This is a genomic window from Paraburkholderia sp. JHI2823 (genome assembly GCF_038900695.1).
Taxonomy (GTDB): Bacteria; Pseudomonadota; Gammaproteobacteria; order Burkholderiales; family Burkholderiaceae; genus Paraburkholderia; species Paraburkholderia mimosarum.
The window spans coordinates 1-15,776 of sequence record NZ_JAYMRY010000057.1; the positions used below are offsets into that span (position 1 = coordinate 1).

Here is a 15,776-nt window from a genome sequence, read left to right on the forward strand (position 1 = left end):
GACTAGCGTCCGCCGGGCCTTCTTTCATCGGCTATTCGTTAGAACTGCAGCCCGATCAGATTTCTTCGTAGAGCGGCAGCGTCAGGAACTCGACGAAGTTCTCCGCCGTCGACATCTGTTCGAAGATCTGCGCGGCGCGCTCGTACGGCTTCGTGTCGCCGCCCACCACGGCCTTGACCTTGTCGAGCTCCTGCGGGATCAGCTCGCGCACGAATTCGGCCGTGACCTTGCGGCCGTCTTCGAGCTTGCCCTTGGGCGAGCGGATCCACTGCCACACCTGCGAGCGCGAGATTTCGGCGGTCGCGGCGTCTTCCATGAGGTTGTGGATCGGCACGCAGCCATTGCCCGCGAGCCACGACCCGAGGTAGTGGATGCCCACGTTGATGTTGTTGCGCAGGCCCGTCTCGGTGATCGGCGCTTCCGGACGGAAATCGAGCAGGTCCTTGCTTGCGACGTTCACGTCGGGGCGCTGCTTGCCGATCTGGTTCGGCTTGTCGCCGAGCACCTTCACGAACTCTTCCATTGCGATCGGCACGAGACCCGGGTGGGCAACCCAGCCGCCGTCGTAGCCGTCGGTCGCGTCGCGCGCCTTGTCCGAGCGCACGCCGGCCATGGCCTTGTCATTGGCGGCCGCATCGTTCTTGATCGGGATGAGCGCGCTCATGCCGCCGATCGCCGGCGCGTTGCGCTTGTGGCAGGTCTTCAGCAGTTCGAGCGCGTAGGCGCGCATGAACGGCACCGTCATCGTGATCTGCGCACGGTCGGCCAGGCAGAAGTCCTTGTCGTTCTTGAACTTCTTGATCGCCGAGAAGATGTAGTCCCAGCGGCCCGCGTTCAGGCCCGAGCTGTGCTCGCGCAGCTCGTAGAGGATTTCGTCCATCTCGAACGCGGCGAGGATCGTCTCGACCAGCACCGTCGCGCGGATCGTGCCGCGCGGGATGCCCACGCCTTCCTGTGCCGCGACGAAGATGTCGTTCCAGAGGCGTGCTTCGAGGTGGCTTTCCATCTTCGGCAGATAGAAGTACGGGCCGCTGCCGCGTGCGATCAGTTCCTTCGCGTTGTGGAAGAGATAGAGCGCGAAGTCGAAGATGCCGCCCGAGACGCGCTGGCCGTCCACGGTCACGTGTTTTTCGTCGAGGTGCCAGCCGCGCGGACGCACGATCAGCGTGGCGGTCTTGTCGTTGAGCTGGTAGCGCTTGCCGTTCTGCTCGAGCGAAATCGTGCGGCGCACGGCGTCCTTGAGGTTGAGCTGGCCGACGATCTGGTTTTCCCAGTTCGGCGCGTTCGAGTCCTCGAAGTCGGTCATGTACGAGTCCGCGCCCGAGTTCAGCGCGTTGATGATCATCTTGCGCTCGACCGGCCCCGTGATTTCCACGCGGCGGCATTCGAGGTCCTTCGGCAGCGCGGCGATCTTCCAGTCGCCTTCGCGGATCGCTTTCGTTTCGGCGAGAAAGTCGGGGCGCTCGCCGGCGTCGAGGCGCTTGGTGCGCTCGGCGCGCGCCTTGAGCAGTTGCTGGCGGCGCGGCTCGAACGCGCGGTGCAGCTTCGCGACGAGTTCGAGCGCTTCGGGCGTGAGGATCGTTTCGAAGCCGGGCTGGATCTCACCCGTGATTTGCATGCCTTGCGGCAGTTGCAACGTGTTGGCCATTTTGCTTGCTCCTTGGTCGGTCAGATGGTGAATGCGTGGTTGTTATGGCTGCGCCGTGCTGGCCTGCCGTCACGCGCCCGGGCTGGGGCGAGGGCGGCTGTGCCTTTCGTGCGCAGCGGTTTCGATAAAGGCGGCGAGTTCGGCCATGCCGCCGCCGGTGCCGTGCGGCGCGATGCCGAGCTCTTCGGCGGGCAGCCGCTGGCGGTTGATCCAGAACGTGGTGTAGCCGAACCAGCCGGCGCCCGCGGCGTCCCAGCCGTTGGAGGACACGAACACGATGTCGCGCGGCGCGCTGTCGAAGGCGGCTGTGCCGAGGGCGTAGGCGGTGGCGGCCGGCTTGTAGGCGCGCACGGCATCAACGGAGAGCACGTGATCGAAGAGGCCGCTCATGCCGGCGCTTTTCACCGCGATGTCGAGCATCTGCGGATTGCCGTTGGAGAGGATAGCGAGGCCCGTGCGCGTGCCGTTTTCGCGCGGCTCACGCAGGCGGCGCAGCATGGGCAGCACATCGGGGAAGGCGGAGAGGCAGGCATACTCGTCCATCAGTCGCTTTTCGCCCGCGCCCGTGAGCGACAGGTTCAGGCGGCGCGCGGCGTAGCGCAGCGCATCGAGCGTGATGTCCCAGAAGGGACTGTACCGCGCACCCGCGGGGTCGGAAAGCGTGCGCAGCTGCGTGTACTCGATCTGCTTGAGCCGCCAGAGCTGCGAGAGCGCCTCGCCCTGGCCGGGAAACATCTGCTCGGCGGCAGCGACGACCGAATGCACGTCGAACAGCGTGCCGTACGCGTCGAAAATCACCGCCTTGGGAAATCGTGTCGTTCTGGCCGACATAGCCTTGCACTCCGTCATCAGAGGTCGAGGTCGATTGTATTCATGAGTCCTGGTGCTGAAAAAGGTTGGATTGATCACTTGATCTTTTACTTTTACCCACCTAATCTGTCGGCCAGCCTCGTTGTTTCCATTATTTCTGTAACGCATCGCCCGAATTGCCCGCCGATGGACCGCTTCAAGCAGATCGAGACCTTCATCAACGTGGCCGCCAAGGGCAGCCTCTCCGCCGCGGCTCAGGCCGAGGGCGTCGCGCCCGCCATCATTGGCCGGCGTATCGACGCGCTGGAGGAACGGCTCGGCGTGAAGCTGCTCGTGCGCACGACGCGGCGCATCACCCTCACGTTCGAAGGCTCCGCGTTCCTCGAGGATTGCCAGCGCATCGTCCATGACATGCAGAATGCCGAGGCGAGCGTCTCGGCGGGCGGCGTGAAGGCGAGCGGGCACTTGCGCGTGACGGCGCCGGCGGGTTTCGGCAGGCGCCATGTTGCGCCGCTCGTGCCCGATTTCACCGTCGCGCACCCGGACGTGAGCATCGCGCTCGATCTCTCGGACCGGCTCGTCGATCTCGTGAACGAGGGTTTCGATTGCGCGGTGCGCCTCGGCGAATTGCCTGATTCGTCGCTCGTGTCGCTCAAGCTGGGCGAGAACCGGCGCGTGTGCGTGGCGGCGCCTGCTTACCTGTCGCGGCGCGGCAAGCCCGAAACGCCAGCCGATCTGGCGCGCCATAACTGCCTCGCCTTCGGCGCGAGCTCGAACCAGCAGCGCGGCTGGGCATTCCAGCAGGACGGGAAGGCAGTGTCGATCCGCGTGGCGGGCACGATGGAATGCTCGGATGGCGCGGTGCTGCATGAATGGTGTCTGGCGGGCCACGGCCTCGCGTGGCGCTCTTGGTGGGAGGTCGGCGAGGACATTGCGGCAGGCCGGCTCGTGAGCGTGCTCGACGCGTTCGCCGCGCCGCCCATCGGCATTCATGCCGTCTTTCCGCAGCGCCGCCACTTGCCGCTGCGCGTGCGCCTCTTTCTCGACTATCTCAAACATACCTACGGTCAGCCCGGTTACTGGGGATAGCTCGCCGCGGTGCGTGTTTCCGATATGCGGGATGACCCCCACGCGCGGTTTGCGCTCATTTTTCGCGCACTACAATCGACGTGACAGGGCGAGTGCGCGCCGGCGCGAGCCGTCTTGAAGTTGCCCTGGGAATTCCCCCGCGCAATGTGCCGTAGTGCGCCGGACCACGGAGGGCGCCATGTTCAAGCACATCCTCGTTCCGACCGACGGGTCGGAGCTGTCGAAGAAAGCGATCGACGGCGCGATCGACCTTGCCCGCACAGTCGGCGCGCGCGTTACCGCGTACGCGTGCCTGCCGCAATATCCATACTCGCCTTATGCCGATGTGGTGATCGAGCCGCCCAGCGACTTCCAGGCGCGCAGCGAGCGAGAGGCGCGCGCGCATCTGCAGGAAATCGAGGCCGCGGCGCGCAGCGCTGGCGTGAGCTGCGTGAGCCGCACGAGCGTGCATCCATCGCCGTATCTCGGCATTATCGAAGCCGCCGAATCGGGGGGCTGCGATGTGATTTTCATGGCCTCGCACGGGCGGCGCGGGCTCGGCAGCCTGCTGATCGGCAGCGAGACACAACGCGTGCTCACCCATACGAAGATTCCGGTGATCGTATATCGCTAGTTGGGCGAGGCCGTTTGCGGGCTCTCGGGACACCGTATCGATCTGCGCAGACCGGTTTCCCCCGATCGGAGATTAAGAACGAGGCCACGCCCGCCCGCTGCGTGGGCTGGGCGAGCCGCAGGCCGGATACTGTCCAGCGCGCGCGGCCTGTCTTGCGCCTGCTTCTCCCTCAGTTCCGGCTTGGTCGCCTGGCTATAACGGCTCGCGCCATACACACGGGGCGCGGGTCGGACGGCCGGCGCGCCCCGCCAAGGTAACGCGTGCCGGCCGTCTTCCCGCGCGGCGCCTGGCAAACGCCTGCCGCCGCTTGCTGCCGCTTGTTGCCGCTTGCTGCCGGTGGTCTTACGCCACCTTCTTGTCGAAGAACTGCTCGTCTTCCGTCGAACCGTGCAGCGCCGTGGTCGACGCCTCGCGCTCGACGGTCTGCGTCACGGCGTCGAAATAGCCCGTACCGACTTCGCGCTGATGCTTGACCGCGGTGAAGCCCTTTTCGGCGGCGGCGAACTCGGCCTGCTGAAGTTCGACGAACGCGCTCATGTTCTGGCGCGCATAGCCGTGCGCGAGGTTGAACATCGAGTAGTTGAGCGAGTGGAAGCCCGCGAGCGTGATGAACTGGAACTTGTAGCCCATCGCGCCCAGTTCGCGCTGGAATTTGGCGATGGTCGCGTCGTCGAGATTCTTCTTCCAGTTGAACGACGGCGAGCAGTTGTATGAGAGCAGCTTGCCCGGGAACTGCTTGTGGATCGCTTCCGCGAATTTCTTCGCGAACTCGAGATCGGGCTTGCCCGTTTCGCACCAGATCATGTCGGCGTACGGCGCGTAGGCGAGTCCACGCGAGATCGATTGCTCGAGGCCGTTGCGGGTGCGGAAGAAGCCTTCCACGGTGCGCTCGCCGGTGAGGAACGGCTTGTCGTTGTCGTCGATGTCCGAGGTGACGAGGTCGGCGGCTTCCGCGTCGGTGCGGGCGAGCAGCACGGTGGGCACGCCGCAGACGTCGGCGGCAAGACGCGCGGCCGTGAGCTTGGCGATGTTCTCGCGCGTCGGCACGAGCACCTTGCCGCCCATGTGGCCGCACTTCTTCACCGAGGCGAGCTGGTCTTCGAAGTGCACGCCCGCGGCGCCCGCTTCGATCATCGCCTTCATCAGTTCGAACGCGTTCAGCACGCCGCCGAAGCCGGCCTCAGCGTCGGCCACGATCGGCTGGAAAAAGTCCACGTAGCCTTCGTCGCCCGGGTTCTTGCCTTCGGACCACTGGATCTGGTCGGCGCGCGTGAGCGTGTTGTTGATGCGCTTGACGACCTGCGGCACCGAGTTGGCCGGGTAGAGCGACTGGTCAGGGTACATTTCGCCGGCCAGGTTGGCGTCGCCCGCGACCTGCCAGCCCGAAAGATAGATGGCCTTCAGGCCAGCCTTGACCTGCTGCATCGCCTGGTTGCCCGTGAGCGCGCCCAGTGCGTTGATGAACGGCTCGGTGTTCACGCCTTGCCAGAGCTTTTCGGCGCCGCGCTTCGCGAGCGTGTGCTCGGGCTGGATCGAGCCGCGCAGGCGCACCACGTCTTCAGCGGTGTAGTTGCGCTTGATGCCCTTCCAGCGGGGATCGGTTTCCCACTGCTGTTGGAGTTGCTGGGCTTGCTGTTGACGAGTCGACATGATGTGCTCCTTCGCTTACCTGAAAAGTGGATCGCTGAACGGAACTGCTGAACCGCTGAATCTCGCGAAACGAAAGCGCCCGCATCCTGGGTTTGGGGCGTTTCGTTTCTCGAACTCTTATATAAGAGTCTAGGCAAATCGATCGGCCGGCAACAGAGCGGAGGGAGGCTTTTTCTATGTTTTTTATTTATGTAAAATCAATTACTTAGCTAACATATTTTTCAATATGAAACGGGATCCCCCATCTTGCAATACGTCCCTTGTGCCGCGCAGCACGATTTTTTACGAGGCAAGAAAATTTTTCGTATTGTGAAATGTCGCTTGGGGGCAAAAAAAGACCGGTGACTAGCACCGGTCCCTGGATTTCGCCACGGCGGTGGGGCAGCTCGAAGGCCGCGCCACACACCGCTTTTGCTTCTTTAGCTGTCGCGACGCACGCGCGGGCCGTCGTTGCGGCGCGCGCCGTAGCCGCCTTCGCGCGCGCGGCCATAGCCTTCGCGCTGCTGGCCGTAGCCGCCGCGATTGCCTTCACCGCGCGAGCCGCCGCCGAAGCCGCCTTCGCGGGAACCGCCGCCGAAGCCGCCTTCGCGGGCGCCAAAGCCGCCGCGCGAGCCTTCCGGCTTGTTGCCCCAGCTGTTGCCGTTGCGGTCGCCGCCGCCGTTGCCGCTGCCGCTGCGGGCGCCATAGCCACCCGGCTTGCCATTGCCGTTACCGAAGCGACGGCCGCCGCCATTGCCGCCACCCGGACGGCCGCGGCCGCCGAAGCCGCGGTTGGCCGGCGGCGCCTTGCGCGGCTCGAAGCCTTCCACGACGTTCACGGGCAGGGGCGAGCGCACGAAGCGCTCGATGCGCTTGAGCGCGCCTTGCTCGGCGTGGTGCACGAGGCTCACCGCCACACCCGAGCGGCCCGCACGGCCGGTACGGCCGATACGGTGCACGTAGTCTTCGGCGAACTTCGGCAGGTCGTAGTTGAACACGTGCGTGATGCCCGGAATGTCGATGCCGCGCGCCGCGACGTCGGTCGCGACCAGCACGCGCACGCGACGCTCGCGCAGCGCACGGATCGTGCGGTTGCGCGCGCCCTGCGGCAGGTCGCCGTGCAGCGCGGCGCTTTCGAAGCCCGCGTCGGCGAGCTTGCCGGCCAGCTGGTCGGCGTCCATCTTCGTTGCCGTGAACACGATGGCCTGATCGAGGCTCTCGGCGCGCAGCAGATGGTCGAGCAGGCGATCCTTGTGATCGCGGTCGTCCACGTAGTGCACGGTCTGCGCGATGTTCGAGTTCGCTTCGACCTTGCGCACGATCTCGATACGCTCCGGATCCTTCAGCAGGCGGCCCGTGATCGACGCGATCTTGCCGTCGAGCGTGGCCGAGAACAGCATCGTCTGACGCGACTCGGGGGTGGCCGCGACGATCGTGTCGATGTCGTCGATGAAGCCCATGTCGAGCATGCGGTCGGCTTCGTCGAGCACGAGCATCTTGAGTTCCGACAGGTCGATGCGACCGCGCTCGAGGTGATCGAGCAGACGGCCCGGCGTCGCCACGAGGATCTCGGGGTTCTTCGCGAGCAGCATGAGCTGCTGGCCATAGGCAACGCCGCCGAGAATGCTCACCGTGCGCAGACGGCGCAGATGCTTGCCGTACGCCGACGCAGCCGTGGTCACCTGCATGGCGAGCTCGCGGGTGGGCGTGAGGACGAGGAGGCCGGGGCGTGCCACGGGCTGCGGACGGCGCTCGCGGCGATCGCGTTGCGGGCCGTTGGCGCCTTGCGGGCGCGGCTCGCGCGGCTGGGCGGCCTGGGCCTTCTGGATCTGCGCAAAGCGCTCGATGGCGGGCAGCATGAATGCCGCGGTCTTGCCCGAACCGGTCGGGCTCGAGACCAGCAGGTCGCGGCCGGCGATGGCGGCAGGAATGGCGCGTTCCTGCACGGGCGTCGGTGCCTTGTAGCCCGCCGCGATCAGCGCGGAGACGATCTCCGGCGACAGACCGAGTGCCGCGAACGCCGCGCCGTCGGGCGTATCGGCGGCCTGCACGGGTGCTTCACTGGAAGCGGCGGCGTCGAGACTGAGGGCTGCGTTGGCGATCGCGTCGAGGGGGCTTTGGGTATTGCTCGAAGTCATGAAAATCCTTGGTACACAGGAAATAGAACGTCGGCGCCAATCGGCATACCCAAGTCGTCGGATTTTGCGAACAAATCGAAAAACGGGGGCAATCCGCCCACATTGGCGGATTTTTCGTTAGAAGCTGTGTTGGGTGCGACTTGAGCCGGGATTGGCCAGTCGCCAGCCTGATTCTTGACGGCCCGAAAACAGGGCCACGGCAGGGGGGGACAGGTTCTAAACTGGATTGGAGCTTAACGCTACGAGGCGTCGTGCTGATCGAACAAGCGACCGGAGCGCAACGCAGCACGCAGTATATCTCGTTTTGTTGCGGCGCGCCAGAGCGACGCACCGCGCAAGGACGAAGGGCACCTGGACTGCTGCATGACGCATCGCCTGAATCGATCGCTGCCTCACTTGGGGCGGCTTTCGAAAAGGCGATGCCCGGCTCAGCTCGCGGCGCCGCTCTTGAGCGATTCGACGAGTTCGATGTACTGCTGCTTCGCCGTCTCCTTTGCCGTGCCTTGCAGCGCGGCCCACGCTTCGTACTTGTACTTGCCGACGATATCGGTGAAGCCCGGCTTGTCGCCGTGCACATCGCCTTCGGTCGCCTGCTTGAAGAGTGCATAGAGGCGCAGCAGTGTCAGATTGCCGGGGCGTTCCGGAAGTTGCTGCACGTCTTGCTGCGCTTGCTCGAACTGCGCGTTCACGTCGTTCATCGTTGTTTGCTCCGCATGTGGATTGCTATCGGCGCGCCGATGGTAGCAGTGCAAACCGCCAAAAGGCTCGAGCGATCCCTCCACACCATCCACACCATAAGCGGCAGCGCGCGCACGCAGGCCACCTGGGGCATGAGCCGTGGGCCGGCACGGCGGGCGGGGCATTACAATAGCGCTCATGACCGATACCGTGCTGCTTGCCCTCGATACTTCGACCGAATATTGCTCGGTCGCGCTGCTTCACGTCGCCGCAGGCGGCGCAAAATCTTCATCGTCAGTCACAGGCGCTTGCTCGACCGGGCTCGAGTCCGGCTGCGAAGTGAGTGTCTGGGTCCGTCACGAGGCCACCGGGGCAGTTTCCAGCACGCGGCTCTTGCCCGCCATCGGCGAAGTGTTCGCCGAAGCCGGGCTCACGCTCTCAGACTGCGACGCGATTGCGTTCGGCGCGGGTCCCGGCTCGTTCACCGGGCTTCGCACCGCCACGGGCGTGGCCCAAGGCCTCGCCTTCGGCCTCGATATTCCAGTGGTACCGGTGGGGACGCTGCTCGTCTGCGCAGAGAGCGCACGGCTGCGCAACCCCGCGGCCACGCGCGTGCTGGCCGCGCTCGACGCACGCATGGACGAAGCCTACTGGGCCGACTACGCATGGGACGCCGCGGCCAGCGACTGGCGCACAGTGCAGGCGGCATCGCTCGACTCGCCCGAGCGCATCGTCGCGCCCGACGAACCGTTCACGCTCGCGGGCAATGCCGCTACCGCGTTCGGGGCGCGCCTCACGGCGGCCGCCGCCGCGCGCACGATCGACGGCGAGGCGCTGCCGCATGCGATCCCGCTCGCGCACGTGGCGCTCCGCGCTTATCGCGCCGGCCGCACGAAACCCGCCGATCAGGCCGCGCCCGAATACGTGCGCGACAAGGTTGCCCAAACCACGGCCGAGCGCCTCGCCGCGAAGGCCGCCGCCCATGGTGGTGCGAGCAGCGCTGGCGGAGGACGCGAAAGTGGCGAGGGGGGGCGATGAGCGGCGTGCTGATGACCGATCGCTACCTGTCGCCGATGACCGAGAGCGACCTGGACGAGGTCGCGGTCATCGAGCGCCTCGCGTACGAGTTTCCCTGGTCGCGCGGCAATTTCGAGGATTCGCTGCGCAATGGCTATTACGGCCTGTGTATGCGCCACGTCACCGGCACGCTGATCGGCTATTGCGTGCTGATGCCCGTGGTCGATGAAATGCATCTGCTGAATCTGTGCGTCGCGCCGCAGGCGCAGGGCGCGGGCGCGGGGCTGGGCATGCTGCGTGAGGCGGTGCGCATCGCGCGCGCGCAGGGTCTCGAAGGCTTGCTGCTCGAAGTGCGGCCTTCGAATCACCGGGCGATCCGGCTGTACGAGCAGTTCGGCTTCGTCACGATCGGCCGCCGCAAGAATTACTATCCGGCTCGACATCACAGCCGTGAGGACGCACTCGTGATGCGTTTTTCTTTTGCAGGAGAGGGCACGGATGCCGCTCGATGAGATCGCACTGGAAGAGCTTGGTCTCGCGCCGCGCTGGGTGCGCAGAAGGGATCTGCATGTAGCACCGCAGCAGGCAGTGCAGGCCGAGGACGCCATTGCTTCGGGGCCCGCGCGCACGGCCGCCCAGTCGACGCACGCGCTGGCCGAAGCTCCAGTAGCGCCGGCAGGGCGTCCGGCTGTCACGTCGTTGCCCGCAGAGACGCCGGCCGAGACGCGCGTCGTCCGGACAGAAGCGCCGCAGTCCGAAGAAGCGAACCAGGCTACCCAGCGGGGAGCTTCTTCAGCGCGGCCCGCATCGCTTTTGTCCGACGAGCCGCCGCCTTTCACCGACGACGATTTCGGCTGGTTCGACTCGGTGGCCGCGCCCGCCGCGCCGGACGACGCCGCGTCCTCGCGAGCCGGCGACGCCGTGCGCAGCGAGATCGCGACGCTCGACTGGGATGCGCTCGCCGAACGCGTGGCGTCGTGCACCCAATGCCGCCTATGCGAGAAGCGCACCAACACAGTGTTCGGCGTGGGCGATCGCGAGGCCGACTGGATGCTGATCGGCGAGGCGCCCGGCGAGAACGAGGACCGTCTTGGCGAGCCGTTCGTCGGGCAGGCGGGCAAGCTGCTCGACAACATGCTGCGCGCGCTCTCGCTCGCGCGCGGCGAGAACGTCTATATCGCGAACGTCATCAAATGCCGGCCGCCGGGCAACCGCAACCCGGAGCCCGACGAAGTGCTGCGCTGCGAGCCGTATCTGCAGCGCCAGGTGGCGCTCGTGAAGCCGAAAATCATCGTCGCGCTCGGCCGCTTCGCGGCGCAGAGCCTGCTCAAGACCGATGGCAGCATTGCGTCGCTGCGAGGTCGCGTTCACGAATACGAGGGCGTGCCCGTCATCGTCACCTGGCACCCCGCGTATCTGCTGCGCAGCCTGCAGGACAAGGCGAAGGCCTGGGCCGATCTCTGTCTCGCGCGCGACACCTGGCGCGCGTCAGGCGACAGGCGATGAACGCGGCGCGGCCCGACGACGCTTCTGGCGCAAGTGACGCCGGGAGCGATAGCGGGCCGCCACACAAAGCCGCGGGAGAAGACGGGTCGGCCACGCTCCCGGTGCTTCGTATGCACGACGTCATCGAGGGTCTCGCGGATCCGTCTGTGCGCGATCTTGCGTGGCTGCTCTTCAGCGCCGATCTGTTGCGCGCGCAACCACCACTCGCCCCGCTGGCGCTGTGCTTCGCCGATGCGGACGAAGTGCGCGCCACGCTCGACTGGCTCGCGCAACTCGATCGCGACCCCGCGCGTTTGCACGCCACCCTCGCGGCCGCGCCGACAACCCGCCTCGGCCGTTATGCGGAAAACTTGCTCGGATGGTTCCTCGCGCACGGACCGGCAGCGCGGCTCGTCGCGCAGAATGTGCCGCTGCGGCGTGCGGGCGTGACGCTCGGTGAGTGCGATTTCCTCGTGCGGACGCGCGCTGGGGAGCGCCTGCATTGGGAACTGGCGGTGAAGTGCTACCTGTATGCAGGCCCGGGCAATAGCGAACGTGCGTCGCTCGCCGAATTCGTCGGGCCGAATCTGCGCGACCGTTTCGATCTCAAGCTATCGCATCTGCGCGACCATCAACTCCGGCTGACCACACATGAAGCGTTTGCGTCGCTTGGTTATGGCGGTCCGTGGCGTGCGCAGATGTTCGTGAAGGGTTGGCTCTTCTACCCGGCTGGAGCGATGGCGAGCGTGGAGGACGCCCCCGAGCTTGCCGCGGATCATGGGCGCGGCTGGTGGGTGACGCGTTCGGCGTGGCCGGCGTTCGCCCAGCGCGAGGCGGCCGCTGGCTGGAGCGTTTTGCCGCGGCTCGCATGGCTGGCGCCACGCACGCTGACCGCTGAGCCACGCGGCCGGGAAGACAGCGTGGTCGCCGCGAGCACGGCCGTTGTGCCTTCCGCCGATCCCGCTACGTTGATCGCAGCGCTCGTCCGGCCACACGACCCCGTGCTGGTCGCAGCCTTCGAGGCCGACGGCGCGGGGGGTTACCGCGAACAGTCGCGCGGCTTCATCGTCCCTGACGACTGGCCCGCACGCGCCGCCGCATTTTCACGCCAATGACTTGCGCGTCAAACGACGCGCGAACGCTTGCTCACCACCAGCGCCAGAAGTGATGCACCGGCCCGACGCCACGACCCACGTCGAGCCGGTTGCTCGCTTCCAGCGCCGCCGTCAGATATTGCTTGGCATCGCCAACGGCCGGCGCGAGCGCGCCGCGCTGCGGCCACAAGGCGGCAATAGCGGAAGAGAGCGTGCAGCCCGTGCCGTGCGTGTTCGTGACCGGCACGCGCGGTCCGCCGAGACGCAGCGTGCCGCCGGTTTCGATGAGCCAGTCGGGGCTGTCCTCGCCGCCGAGATGGCCGCCCTTCATCAGCACGGCCTGCGCACCGAGCGCGCGCAGCGCTTCCCCTTGCTGGACCATCGCGGCTTCGTCGGCCGCGGGCGCCACGCCGAGCAGCGCGGCGGCCTCGGGCAGATTCGGCGTGACGATGCCCGCGAGCGGCAACAAGTCCTCGCGCAGCGCGGCGACGGCTTCGGGCGCGAGCAGCGCGTGGTTGCTCTTCGAGATCATCACGGTGTCGAGCACGATGCGCTGCGGCTGGTGGCGACGCAGCGCACTGGCGACGGCGCGCACGATCGACGCGTTGGCGAGCATGCCGATCTTCACGGCGTCGATGCGGATATCGTCGAACACGGCGTCGAGCTGCGCGGTGACGAAGCCCGCGTCGGGCGCGTGGATCGCGGTGACGCCGCGCGTATTTTGCGCGGTCAACGCCGTGATGACGCTCGCGCCGTAGGTGCCGAGCGCCGAGAACGCCTTGAGGTCGGCCTGGATGCCCGCACCGCCGCCCGAGTCGGAGCCGGCGATCGTGAGAACGTTGAATATCGGTGAAGTCATGGCGGCGTCAGGTGCGCGTCGCGCGCGGCATCTAGCCGCGCGTGCACTGGAAAGAGTCGGTTCGGAGGCGCATGCCGGGTGATGCCCGGCCGCGCACGCCCATCAATGCCTGTGATTTTCGCCGATCAGCGCGACCGAGTCGAACGAGCGTTGATTCGCCTGATGGCGGCGCATCACGAGCCACATCATCAGGCAGACGAACGTGCCGAACAGCACGATCACGATGGTCACCGGCACGTCGAGCCAGACGAGCACGGCATAGAGGCACAGCATGACGAGCACGGAGAGATTCTCGTTGAAGTTCTGCACGGCGATGGAATGGCCGGCGGAGAGCAGCACGTGGCCGCGGTGCTGGAGCAGCGCGTTCATCGGCACGACGAAGAAGCCCGACAGTCCGCCCACGACCATGAGGAAGATGTAGGCGAAGACGAGATAGCCGGGGATGCGCATATGGCCGACATGCAGGCCCCAGTGCGGCGGAAAGAGGTTGCGCGTATAGAACGCCATCAGCATGACGGCGACGCCCATGATGATGCCGACCGGCAGCACCGAAAGCGACTTCTTGAGCGGGATGCGTGCCGCCGCGATCATGGCGCCGGCGGCGACGCCCACGGCCACGACGGCCTGGAGCACGGCGCCTTCGGAAAGCGACATGCCGAGCGAGACTTCGGCCCACTTGAGCACGATGAACTGCAGCGTTGCGCCCGCGCCCCAGAACAGCGTCGTGACCGCGAGCGAGATCTGGCCGAGCTTGTCGCGCCAGAGCGTGTTGAAGCAGTCGGCGAAGTCGCTGATGAGCCGGATAGGACCGTGCTGCTGGCGCGGATAGCGCGCGCCGGTGTCGGGAATGCGCAGGTTGAAGAGGGCGGCGACCACATAGATCACCATGATGACGAGCATCGCGGCCTCGGCGGGCGTGTTGATCGCGGCCGGCGTATGGCGGATCACGTGCGAGGCGATGTGGGGGCTGATCAGCGCGCCGCCGAGCACGGTGCCGAGGATGATCGAGCCGACCGTCGTGCCCTCGATCCAGCCATTGGCGGCGACGAGGCGCTCAGGCGGCAGCAGCTCGGTCAGAATGCCGTACTTGGCGGGCGAATAGGCTGCCGCGCCGAAACCGACCACGCCATAGGCGAACAGGGGGTGGACGCCCGCAAGCATGATGGCGCAGCCCACGACCTTGATCGAGTTCGTGATGAACATCACGCGGCCCTTGGGGCGGGAATCTGCAAAGGCGCCGACAAAGGCGGCAAGAACGACGTAGGAGAGGACGAAGAACAGCTTGAGCAGCGGCGTCATCCAGTTCGGGGCGTGTAGATCTTTGAGCAGTGCTATTGCAGCGATGAGGAGCGCATTGTCGGCCAACGACGAAAAAAACTGCGCGGCCATGATGGTGTAAAAGCCTTTTTTCATCTGATGCGATGCTTTCCTCGCTGCGGTCCGTCCGCCCCGGACGGGTGGGAGGCATCCGGGCTTATTACGTTCGAAATGGGTTGTGCGCAGGGCTTTATATCACGAAAATAGATGCATTCGGACTAGCACAATCCTTGAGCGCCCGTCAGGCGGGCTTGGCGGGCGTTGAAAACGTCCTGTAAGCTCCTGATTCGAAAGCGTCTTTGCGAAAAAATCTCCCATGCCGCGCCCCCTCTCAGCAACGATCCATACCGCCGCTCTCGCCAACAACCTCGCCGTCGTCCGCAAGTACGCGCCACATTCGAAAATCTGGGCCGTCGTGAAGGCCAACGCCTACGGGCATGGGCTTGCGCGCGCGTTTCCCGGTCTGCGGGCGACGGACGGTTTCGGTCTGCTCGACCTCGAAGAAGCCGTGAAGCTGCGCGAACTCGGCTGGGCGGGTCCGATCCTGCTGCTCGAAGGCTTTTTCCGGCCGACCGACATCGACGTGATCGACCGCTATACCCTCACGACCGTCGTGCACTGCGACGAGCAGATGCGCATGCTCGAAATGGCGCGCCTCTCGAAGCCGGTCAACATCCAGCTCAAGATGAATAGCGGCATGAACCGGCTCGGCTACACCCCCGAGAAGTATCGCGCCGCCTGGGAGCGGGCGCGCGCCTGCCCCGGCATCGGCCAGATCACGCTGATGACGCATTTCGCCGATGCCGACACGCCGCGCGGCGTGGGCGAGCAGATGGAGGCGTTCGAGCGCGGCGCGCTAGGCATTGCGGGCACGCGCAGCCTCGCCAATTCGGCCGCCACGCTCTGGCATCCTTCGACGCACTTTGACTGGGTGCGCCCCGGCATCATTCTTTATGGCGCTTCGCCTTCGGGCGTCGCCTCGGCGCTCCATGGCACGGGCCTGCAGCCGGCCATGACGCTCGCGTCCGAACTCATCGCAACGCAGCACGTCGCCGAAGGGCAGACGGTCGGCTACGGCTCGATCTTCACGGCGCGCAAGCCCATGCGCATCGGTGTCGTCGCGTGCGGGTATGCCGACGGCTATCCGCGCATCGCGCCTGAAGGCACGCCCGTCATCGTCGACGGCGTGCTCACGCACGTGGTGGGCCGCGTTTCCATGGACATGCTGACGGTCGACCTGACGCCGGTGCCCGGCGCGGGCGTGGGCGCGCGCGTGGAGCTGTGGGGCGCGAACCTGCCCATCGACGACGTTGCGAAGGCCTGCGGCACGATCGGCTACGAGCTGATGTGCGCGGTCGCGCAGCGCGTGCCGGTGCGAGCCGAATAACGCCATGGCGAA

At 66.2% G+C, this 15,776-nt stretch carries 14 protein-coding genes; 7 read left to right on the forward strand and 7 right to left on the reverse strand.

Translation table 11 applies throughout. The annotated features are described in order from the left end of the window. Positions 1–55: 55 nt before the first annotated feature. Positions 56–1,648 carry a malate synthase A gene (gene aceB / locus VSR34_RS34445; protein ID WP_342964774.1) on the reverse strand — a complete coding sequence of 531 codons (1,593 nt, stop codon included), beginning with the start codon at positions 1,646–1,648 and terminating at the stop codon, positions 56–58. A 69-nt stretch (positions 1,649–1,717) separates the two neighbouring features. Further along, entirely contained in the window at positions 1,718–2,479 is a 762-nt protein-coding gene (locus VSR34_RS34450; protein WP_028211383.1) for a haloacid dehalogenase type II, read from the reverse strand. Positions 2,480–2,644: 165 nt separating this feature from the next. Between VSR34_RS34450 and VSR34_RS34455 the strand changes: the two genes are divergently transcribed. Then, positions 2,645–3,547, forward strand: coding sequence for a LysR family transcriptional regulator (locus VSR34_RS34455; protein WP_028211384.1), 903 nt, complete (start codon positions 2,645–2,647; stop codon positions 3,545–3,547). Between the two features lie 178 nt (positions 3,548–3,725). Then, positions 3,726–4,160: a universal stress protein gene (locus VSR34_RS34460; RefSeq protein WP_028211385.1), complete on the forward strand. Its 435-nt coding sequence runs from the start codon at positions 3,726–3,728 to the stop codon at positions 4,158–4,160. A 342-nt stretch (positions 4,161–4,502) separates the two neighbouring features. Here the strand turns inward: VSR34_RS34460 and aceA are convergent, their stop codons facing one another. From aceA to VSR34_RS34475, 3 genes are all read right to left on the reverse strand, one after another. Beyond that, positions 4,503–5,810, reverse strand: a complete 1,308-nt coding sequence (gene aceA, locus VSR34_RS34465) for an isocitrate lyase (protein WP_342964775.1) — start codon at positions 5,808–5,810, stop codon at positions 4,503–4,505. Positions 5,811–6,229: 419 nt separating this feature from the next. Beyond that, positions 6,230–7,927, reverse strand: coding sequence for a DEAD/DEAH box helicase (locus tag VSR34_RS34470; protein WP_028230709.1), 1,698 nt, complete (start codon positions 7,925–7,927; stop codon positions 6,230–6,232). 428 nt (positions 7,928–8,355) lie between these two features. Beyond that, on the reverse strand, positions 8,356–8,625 hold the full coding sequence (locus tag VSR34_RS34475; protein WP_342964776.1) for an acyl-CoA-binding protein: 270 nt from the start codon (positions 8,623–8,625) through the stop codon (positions 8,356–8,358). 178 nt (positions 8,626–8,803) lie between these two features. Between VSR34_RS34475 and tsaB the strand changes: the two genes are divergently transcribed. The 4 genes from tsaB (at position 8,804) to VSR34_RS34495 (ending at position 12,222) form a co-directional block, all read left to right on the forward strand. Further along, a complete protein-coding gene (gene tsaB, locus VSR34_RS34480) occupies positions 8,804–9,643 on the forward strand; it encodes a tRNA (adenosine(37)-N6)-threonylcarbamoyltransferase complex dimerization subunit type 1 TsaB (RefSeq protein ID WP_342964777.1) in 840 nt (279 codons plus the stop codon). Continuing rightward, positions 9,640–10,134, forward strand: a complete 495-nt coding sequence (rimI, locus tag VSR34_RS34485) for a ribosomal protein S18-alanine N-acetyltransferase (protein ID WP_028211389.1) — start codon at positions 9,640–9,642, stop codon at positions 10,132–10,134. The genes tsaB and rimI overlap by 4 nt, the downstream gene beginning before the upstream one ends. Continuing rightward, complete coding sequence (locus tag VSR34_RS34490; protein ID WP_342964778.1) at positions 10,121–11,128, forward strand: uracil-DNA glycosylase family protein; 1,008 nt, start codon at positions 10,121–10,123, stop codon at positions 11,126–11,128. The genes rimI and VSR34_RS34490 overlap by 14 nt, the downstream gene beginning before the upstream one ends. A gap of 110 nt (positions 11,129–11,238) precedes the next feature. Beyond that, positions 11,239–12,222: a DUF1853 family protein gene (locus tag VSR34_RS34495; protein WP_342964779.1), complete on the forward strand. Its 984-nt coding sequence runs from the start codon at positions 11,239–11,241 to the stop codon at positions 12,220–12,222. Positions 12,223–12,253: 31 nt separating this feature from the next. On the opposite strand, the gene thiD is transcribed toward VSR34_RS34495, so the two are convergent. Beyond that, positions 12,254–13,060 carry a bifunctional hydroxymethylpyrimidine kinase/phosphomethylpyrimidine kinase gene (gene thiD / locus VSR34_RS34500; RefSeq protein ID WP_342964780.1) on the reverse strand — a complete coding sequence of 269 codons (807 nt, stop codon included), beginning with the start codon at positions 13,058–13,060 and terminating at the stop codon, positions 12,254–12,256. 102 nt (positions 13,061–13,162) lie between these two features. Next, positions 13,163–14,473 carry a lysophospholipid transporter LplT gene (gene lplT, locus VSR34_RS34505; protein ID WP_028211393.1) on the reverse strand — a complete coding sequence of 437 codons (1,311 nt, stop codon included), beginning with the start codon at positions 14,471–14,473 and terminating at the stop codon, positions 13,163–13,165. A 220-nt stretch (positions 14,474–14,693) separates the two neighbouring features. Between lplT and alr the strand changes: the two genes are divergently transcribed. After that, a complete protein-coding gene (alr, locus tag VSR34_RS34510; RefSeq protein WP_028211394.1) occupies positions 14,694–15,764 on the forward strand; it encodes an alanine racemase in 1,071 nt (356 codons plus the stop codon). The last annotated feature ends 12 nt before the right edge of the window (positions 15,765–15,776 follow it).

Excerpts from the sequence above, each read along its gene's own strand:
- aceB (WP_342964774.1), bottom strand. The coding sequence starts at position 1,648 with ATGGCCAACACGTTGCAACTGCCGCAAGGCATGCAAATCACGGGTGAG.
- VSR34_RS34450 (WP_028211383.1), bottom strand. The coding sequence starts at position 2,479 with ATGTCGGCCAGAACGACACGATTTCCCAAGGCGGTGATTTTCGACGCG.
- VSR34_RS34455 (WP_028211384.1), top strand. The coding sequence starts at position 2,645 with ATGGACCGCTTCAAGCAGATCGAGACCTTCATCAACGTGGCCGCCAAG.
- VSR34_RS34460 (WP_028211385.1), top strand. The coding sequence starts at position 3,726 with ATGTTCAAGCACATCCTCGTTCCGACCGACGGGTCGGAGCTGTCGAAG.
- aceA (WP_342964775.1), bottom strand. The coding sequence starts at position 5,810 with ATGTCGACTCGTCAACAGCAAGCCCAGCAACTCCAACAGCAGTGGGAA.
- VSR34_RS34470 (WP_028230709.1), bottom strand. The coding sequence starts at position 7,927 with ATGACTTCGAGCAATACCCAAAGCCCCCTCGACGCGATCGCCAACGCA.
- VSR34_RS34475 (WP_342964776.1), bottom strand. The coding sequence starts at position 8,625 with ATGAACGACGTGAACGCGCAGTTCGAGCAAGCGCAGCAAGACGTGCAG.
- tsaB (WP_342964777.1), top strand. The coding sequence starts at position 8,804 with ATGACCGATACCGTGCTGCTTGCCCTCGATACTTCGACCGAATATTGC.
- rimI (WP_028211389.1), top strand. The coding sequence starts at position 9,640 with ATGAGCGGCGTGCTGATGACCGATCGCTACCTGTCGCCGATGACCGAG.
- VSR34_RS34490 (WP_342964778.1), top strand. The coding sequence starts at position 10,121 with ATGCCGCTCGATGAGATCGCACTGGAAGAGCTTGGTCTCGCGCCGCGC.
- VSR34_RS34495 (WP_342964779.1), top strand. The coding sequence starts at position 11,239 with ATGCACGACGTCATCGAGGGTCTCGCGGATCCGTCTGTGCGCGATCTT.
- thiD (WP_342964780.1), bottom strand. The coding sequence starts at position 13,060 with ATGACTTCACCGATATTCAACGTTCTCACGATCGCCGGCTCCGACTCG.
- lplT (WP_028211393.1), bottom strand. The coding sequence starts at position 14,473 with ATGAAAAAAGGCTTTTACACCATCATGGCCGCGCAGTTTTTTTCGTCG.
- alr (WP_028211394.1), top strand. The coding sequence starts at position 14,694 with ATGCCGCGCCCCCTCTCAGCAACGATCCATACCGCCGCTCTCGCCAAC.